Genomic DNA, 6,229 nt, shown 5'->3' with positions numbered 1-6,229 from the left:
GCAACGGATTGCCCTTGCGAGACCAGCACATCGACCTGACGCAGCTTTGCGACGATCTCTTCGGGCTTGTGGCGCTTCTTCGGCATATCGGTCCTCCTGTCTGCCAAAAGACATACTTCAGGGTGGACCAATTCAACGGGGGTGGATCAATCGTACATAGCAGCGTGCCAAACACGCGATAGAATGAGTTCGTCATGTTAGGAAGTGTTATCGGGCTGCTTCGCTTGCCCGGTCATATCACAGTTGGCGACATGATTTTGGTTCGTCGCATCAAGCTGCGCAAGCGCGGCATCCGTGACGCGAGGCGTGTGAAAGGTGGGCATCCCGCCGTCGCCGAAGATGTCTGTCACGATGGGCCTGACGAACTCGACCGACGGATAGAGCATCCGATAGCGCCAGCCGTCCTCCGCGCCCGACCACCCGGTGTGAACAACTCCAGGGGCGATCAATGCGATTGTACCGGCCGTAAAGTCGAGGCGGCGACCGCTATCGTAAGCGAATGCCTGGCAACCGCTCTCGATGACGCCGATGGCGAACTCCTCGTGGAAGTGCCGATCAAAGCGCTGACGGCGAAAGTTAGCAGCGAGGAACAAGGTGTTCCCCAACGCTCCGGCGCGCCAGATTTTTGCCCGATCCTCCAAGATTACGCTTCCAACCATTCGCCTGATTATGTCGCCTACCCTGAACCGAATTCGAGATCAAAGTATGTCGGCTATCGGAGCATATGTGGACGTCGGCTTCTGGGGGCCCATTGCTGACCTCTGGAACGTCCGCTTTCCGGCATTCTGGCTGGCAGCGCGACGCGACGGTAGCATTTGGACAATGAGCACGGCGGCAGCGTGCGCTTCCTGCGTCAGCGCCCTCTCCGGCTCGGGCCGGAATTCCTTGGTATGACCTTAAGCATCGCGGGCGTGATGCATCCGAGCTTTGGCTCCAGGCGCTCCTTGAGATGCGCCACAGCACAAACTGTACCCAGTTGTTGATATTGGGTGCAGTTTGGGACGGATCTACCAATCGCATCCAAGGCCAATTGGGGATCCTCCCGCAGCGATCAGACCATCGACATGACCACCGTTCCGGCTCTGCCTGATGGCATCTACTTCTTCAGGGACGAGACCTATCCGCTGCGGGAGCTCGCGATGTCGGAGGCACCCGCCGAGCTTGCCAACTTCCTCATCGCACACGCCCGGGCTAACGACATCGAGCTGATCAGGGACGAGATCGTTGAGCTGGTCTGCAAGGGTAATGGCATCTTGGGTCAGCGGTTTACGATCTACTGGCCATCGGCAGGCCTCCATGTCCTCGTGCCGAAGAAATTCGTCGTCGGCCGAGCTTAACCCGCGGCTCCGCTCCGATGCCTAAGCGCGTCCACGACGACCTTGAACGCGGGGAGGTTCTGACGGCGGCTCGGATAATAGAGGAAGTAGCCGTCGAAAAAGGGCGACCAGTCATCGAGGACCTGGACCAATTCGCCCGAAGCGATCTGCCGCTCGACGATGTCGTCGGGGACGTAGGCGATGCCGTAGCCGCCCACCGCTGCGTCGATCATGGCGTAGGAGTTGTTGAAGGCTAGTTGCCCGCTCACCCGGACGCGCAGCTCCTGCCCGCCCTTCTCGAATTCCCAGGCATAGAGCCCTCCGGCGGTCTCGTGGCGCATATTGATACAGACGTGGCGGACCAGATCCTGCGGATGCTCCGGCGCGCCATGGTCGGCGAGATAGCTTGGCGAGGCGACTGCGACCAGCCGCCAGTCCGGCCCGATCCGCACGGCGATCATGTCCTTCTCGACGCTCTCGCCCAACCGGACACCGGCATCGAAGCCCTCCTCGACGATATTGCGGAAGGTGCTGTCGAGGATCAGTTCGACATGGATGTCGGGATAGTCGCGGAGAATTGGCTTCAGCTTCGGCCAGACGACGCTTTCGAGGGCATGATCGGATAGCGTCAGCCGGATCGAGCCCGACGGCTTGTCGCGCAACGCGGTCAGCGCCGCGATCTCGTCCTCGATTTCTGCGAGCCGCGGCGTGATGGTCTGGAGTAGCCGCTCCCCCGCTGCCGTAGTCGCGACGTTGCGCGTCGTCCGTGTCAGGAGCCGGATGCCCATCTGCGCCTCAAGCTGCTTGATCGTGTAGCTGAGGGTCGATTGCGAGATGCCGATCTTCGCCGCGGCCCGGGTGAAACTGTGTTCCTCGGCGACGATCTGGAACCACCTGAGCTGGTTGAGATCGGTTTTGTCCATGAGGGTTCCCCGGTTCCGGCATGGGCGAGACTAATCGATGCACTCGATTAGTTCATGCCAATTCTGGCGGGTAATCGTTCGATCGCTGACTCGCTAGTTTGCGCTGCAACAACGCATGCAGGAGCAAACGAACATGGCGGTTGCCGCCTTATCGAATGAAGAAACCAAACCGATCGCGGCTTGGGGCGCCGTCCTCTCGATGGCGCTTTGCGTGGCGGTGCTGATCGCGTCGGAGTTCATGCCGGTCAGCCTGCTGACGCCGATGGCCGAAGGACTGCGCGCGACCGAGGGCCAGACCGGACAGGCGATCTCAATCAGCGGCCTCTTCGCCGTGGCGGCGAGCATGGTCATCACCACTGCCGCCGGGACGCTGAACCGCAAATGGGTCCTGATCGCGCTGACGGGCTTCATGCTGGTCTCGCTGGTGATGGTCGCGGCCGCGCTGGACTTCACCGTGCTGATGCTCGGCCGCGCCCTACTAGGCATCTGCATCGGCGGCTTCTGGGCTCTGGCCGCCGCCGTCATTATGCGGCTGGTTCCCGAAAGCGATGTGCCCCGCGCCCTGGCCCTAATGTATGGCGGCCAGGCCATCGCAGCGGCTTTCGCCGCGCCCATCGGCAGCTATCTCGGCGGCATCTTCGGCTGGCGCGCCGTGTTCTGGGCGCTGACGCCCATCGTGGCCGTCAACCTCGTCTGGCATGTGATCGCACTGCCGTCGCTGCCGGCGCGCCAGAGGCAGGGCTTCCGGACCATGTTCGGCCTGCTGAGGCGTCCGTATTTCCTGCGTGGCCTGATCGCCTCGATGCTCTCCTGGGGATCGGCGTTCACGATGTTCACCTATCTGCGCCCATTCCTGGAGCAGGTGACGGGTGCGGATGTGACGACGCTCTCGATCCTGCTGCTCGTGCTCGGCTGCGCCGGGTTCGTCGGAACCTGGGCTTCCGGCCGTTACGTGAGCGGCAGCGTCGCACCTCTCTTGAAAGTCCCCACGCTGCTGATGGGCGGCTGCACGCTCGGCCTCCTGCTGTTCGGCGGCTCGGTCGTCGCGGCAGGGCTCTTCCTGGCTGTCTGGGGCGCGATGAACACCACCATGTCGGTGATCTGGATGACCTGGATGTCGCAGAACGTCGACGATGCGCCGGAGGCAGCCGGGAGCCTGATGGTCGCGGCGATCCAGGCCTCGATCCTGCTCGGCGCCGTGGTCGGTGGGCTGTTGCTCGATGGCCTGTCGATCTCCGCGACCTTCGCCGGAAGCGTGGTCGTGGCCGTCATCGGCATCGCGCTGATCGGCAATGGTCAACGCCTGCTCAAGCCCGAATGACTACAGAGAACGGGAGACATCGATGGATACCAACATAGCCACCGCGTCGACCACACGCATGGATCGCCGCGAACTCATGAAGCTGACCGGCGCCGGCATGACGACCTTGGCCGCCGCGTCGCTCTTCGAAATCTCCAATGCAAGGGCTCAGAACATGGCAGCGGACTGGGACAAGACCTTCCCGAAGAGCGAGAAGGTCGATCACCTGAAGGTCACCTTCAGGAACCGGTACGGCATCACCCTGGCGGGCGATCTGTATCTGCCCAAGAGCCGGGGCGATCGGCGGCTGGCGGCCTTGGCCATCGGAGGTCCGTTCGGCGCGGTGAAGGAGCAATCTTCGGGTCTCTACGCGCAGACGATGGCGGAGCGCGGCTTCATCACGCTGGCCTTCGATGCGTCCTTCACCGGCGAAAGCGGTGGCGAGCCCCGTAACGTCGCTTCGCCCGATATCAATACCGAGGATTTCAGCGCGGCCGTCGACCATCTCGGCCTGCACCCCTCCGTCGATCGCGAGCGGATCGGCGTCATCGGCATCTGCGGCTGGGGCGGCATGGCCTTGAATGCAGTCGCCGTGGACAAGCGGGTCAAGGCCGTCGTCGCCAGCACCATGTACGACATGACCCGGGTCATGTCGAAGGGCTACAATGACAGCGTGACGCTCGAACAGCGCACGCAGGCGCTGGAGCAGATGAGCCGGCAGCGCTGGGAAGACGCCGCCAACGGAACCCCGGCGTACCAGCCGCCCTACAACGACTTGAAGGGCGGCGAGGCGCAGTTCCTGGTCGACTATCACGACTATTACCGGACGAGGCGCGGCTACCATCCGCGCGCAGTCAACTCCGGCAACGCCTGGAGCCGGACCACGCCGCTCTCCTTCATGAACCTGCCGCTCCTGACCTACATCAAGGAGATCTCGCCGCGGCCGGTGCTGCTGATCCATGGCGAGAAGGCTCACTCACGGTATTTCAGCGAAAGCGCCTATGCGGCAGCGGCGGAGCCCAAGGAACTGATGATCATCCCGGGAGCCAGCCATGTCGATCTCTACGACAAGGTGGACGTGATCCCGTTCGACAAGCTGGCCAGCTTCTTCAACCGGCATCTGGCCGCGTGACGAATGACATTCAGGGACACGGTGCAGTCTCGTCGCGCTTTCCTGGCGGGAGGCGCGACCGCCCTCGCCTCTCACTCCATGGCTCGGGCGCAGACCGATCCGTCATCGGATCGGAAAGGAGCCGCCATGCGCCTTCGATTTGCGTTCGCGGGCCAGGAATTCACGGCGACGCTGGAGGACAATCCCTCCGCACGCGACCTGTTCTCCATGCTGCCGCTCGACCTGAAGATCAGTGACTACGCGACCAATGAGAAGATCGCCTACCTTCCGCGCAAGTTGACCGAGGACGGCAGCAGCCGCTTCGACAGCGAGGCTGTCGGCGACCTTTGCTACTATGCCCCCTGGGGCAACCTCGCGATGTTCCATGGCCCCTATCGCTGGTCGCGCGGCCTGATCCGGCTCGGCCGCCTCGACCAAGGAGCCAAGCCGTTGCTGGTGCGCGGTGAGTATCCGCTGCGCGTCGAAAACGCCACCTGAACCCCATCGGAGCTCACATCATGCTCGCAACCGTTCTGCACGGCCCCGGCCATATCCGCTGCGAAGAGGTAGCCGATCCGCAAATTCTCAAACCCACCGACGCGATCATCAAACTCTCGGCCAGTTGCATCTGCGGATCCGATCTCTGGCCCTTCCGTGGCCTCCAGCCGGTCGATGGCCCGATGCATATGGGCCACGAGTACTGCGGCGTGGTGGTCGAGGTCGGTAGCGCGGTGAAGACCGTGAAGCCGGGCCAATTCGTCATCGGCTCCTTCGTTCTGTCGGACAACACCTGCCCACACTGCCGCTTCGGGTTCCAGTCTTCCTGCGAGCAGCGCGAGTTCATGTCGGGCGCGCAGGCGCCCTATGCCCGCGTGCCGTTGGCCGACGGCACTTTGGTCGCCACCGCATCCATGCCCGACGACGATCTGATCCCCAGCCTGTTGGCAGTCTCGGACGTGCTCGGCACCGGCTGGTACGCCGCCGACGCAGCCCGGGTGCAACCCGGCTCGACGGTCGCGGTGGTGGGCGACGGCGCGGTCGGCCTGATGGGCGTGCTCGCAGCCAGGCAGATGGGCGCGGAGCGCATCATCGCGATGAGCCGCCACAAGACCAGGCAGGACCTTGCCCTGGAATACGGAGCGACCGACATCGTGTCCGAACGGGGAGAAGTCGGCGTCGCCCGGATCAAGGAATTGACCAAGGGGGTCGGCGCGGACTCGGTGCTCGAATGCGTCGGAACTAACGAGTCCATGCATCAGGCGATCAATTGCTCCAGGCCCGGTGGCTCCATCGGCTTCGTCGGCGTGCCTCATGGCGTCGAGCTGAACGGCGAGTTCCTGTTCTTCGCCCAAAAGAACCTGCTCGGCGGCCCGGCACCTGTGCGCCGGTTTCTGCCGGACCTCATCGACCTCGTGCTGGAGCGCAAGATCAATCCAGGAAAAGTCTTTGACCTGACGCTGCCTCTTGAAGATGTTGCGGAAGGCTACCGCGCCATGGATGAGCGCCGGGCGATCAAGACACTGCTTCGCGTTTAGACCCGTCGAACGCCGCAACATGGAGTGCGCCGAAATCCAGCGGC

Annotated in this window: 7 protein-coding genes; 5 read left to right on the top strand and 2 right to left on the bottom strand. The window is 63.1% G+C overall.

Annotation, left to right across the window (positions count from 1 at the left end; all coding sequences use genetic code 11):
* Nucleotides 1–197: 197 nt before the first annotated feature.
* On the bottom strand, nucleotides 198–641 hold the full coding sequence (locus AB4Z16_RS27050) for an AraC family ligand binding domain-containing protein (RefSeq protein WP_441514418.1): 444 nt from the start codon (nucleotides 639–641) through the stop codon (nucleotides 198–200).
* Nucleotides 642–1,064: 423 nt separating this feature from the next.
* On the opposite strand from AB4Z16_RS27050, the gene AB4Z16_RS27045 reads away from it, so the two are divergent.
* Nucleotides 1,065–1,337 (top strand): hypothetical protein, encoded by a 273-nt coding sequence (locus AB4Z16_RS27045; protein ID WP_441514417.1) that lies wholly within the window; start codon nucleotides 1,065–1,067, stop codon nucleotides 1,335–1,337.
* Here AB4Z16_RS27045 and AB4Z16_RS27040 read toward each other — a convergent pair.
* On the bottom strand, nucleotides 1,334–2,239 hold the full coding sequence (locus AB4Z16_RS27040; RefSeq protein ID WP_441514416.1) for a LysR family transcriptional regulator: 906 nt from the start codon (nucleotides 2,237–2,239) through the stop codon (nucleotides 1,334–1,336). The genes AB4Z16_RS27045 and AB4Z16_RS27040 overlap by 4 nt on opposite strands.
* 133 nt (nucleotides 2,240–2,372) lie before the next feature.
* Here AB4Z16_RS27040 and AB4Z16_RS27035 point away from each other — a divergent pair, with 133 nt between their 5' ends.
* From AB4Z16_RS27035 to AB4Z16_RS27020, 4 genes are all read left to right on the top strand, one after another.
* Nucleotides 2,373–3,560 carry an MFS transporter gene (locus tag AB4Z16_RS27035; protein WP_441514415.1) on the top strand — a complete coding sequence of 396 codons (1,188 nt, stop codon included), beginning with the start codon at nucleotides 2,373–2,375 and terminating at the stop codon, nucleotides 3,558–3,560.
* A gap of 22 nt (nucleotides 3,561–3,582) precedes the next feature.
* The gene (locus AB4Z16_RS27030; RefSeq protein ID WP_441514414.1) at nucleotides 3,583–4,671 is read left to right on the top strand and encodes an alpha/beta hydrolase; all 1,089 of its coding nucleotides are present in this window, start codon (nucleotides 3,583–3,585) and stop codon (nucleotides 4,669–4,671) included.
* Nucleotides 4,672–4,749: 78 nt separating this feature from the next.
* Nucleotides 4,750–5,148 carry a cyclophilin-like fold protein gene (locus AB4Z16_RS27025; protein WP_441514419.1) on the top strand — a complete coding sequence of 133 codons (399 nt, stop codon included), beginning with the start codon at nucleotides 4,750–4,752 and terminating at the stop codon, nucleotides 5,146–5,148.
* A 20-nt stretch (nucleotides 5,149–5,168) separates the two neighbouring features.
* Entirely contained in the window at nucleotides 5,169–6,185 is a 1,017-nt protein-coding gene (locus AB4Z16_RS27020) for a zinc-dependent alcohol dehydrogenase family protein (protein WP_441514413.1), read from the top strand.
* The last annotated feature ends 44 nt before the right edge of the window (nucleotides 6,186–6,229 follow it).

The organism is Allobosea sp. TAF32, from assembly GCF_052113585.1.
Classification (GTDB): domain Bacteria; phylum Pseudomonadota; class Alphaproteobacteria; order Rhizobiales; family Beijerinckiaceae; genus Allobosea.
This window is presented reverse-complemented; position numbering and strand designations above follow the sequence as displayed.

Bases quoted from the DNA above. Each gene is read 5' to 3' on its own strand.
- AB4Z16_RS27045 (WP_441514417.1), top strand. From the start codon at position 1,065: ATGACCACCGTTCCGGCTCTGCCTGATGGCATCTACTTCTTCAGGGAC.
- AB4Z16_RS27040 (WP_441514416.1), bottom strand. From the start codon at position 2,239: ATGGACAAAACCGATCTCAACCAGCTCAGGTGGTTCCAGATCGTCGCC.
- AB4Z16_RS27030 (WP_441514414.1), top strand. From the start codon at position 3,583: ATGGATACCAACATAGCCACCGCGTCGACCACACGCATGGATCGCCGC.
- AB4Z16_RS27035 (WP_441514415.1), top strand. From the start codon at position 2,373: ATGGCGGTTGCCGCCTTATCGAATGAAGAAACCAAACCGATCGCGGCT.
- AB4Z16_RS27025 (WP_441514419.1), top strand. From the start codon at position 4,750: ATGGCTCGGGCGCAGACCGATCCGTCATCGGATCGGAAAGGAGCCGCC.
- AB4Z16_RS27020 (WP_441514413.1), top strand. From the start codon at position 5,169: ATGCTCGCAACCGTTCTGCACGGCCCCGGCCATATCCGCTGCGAAGAG.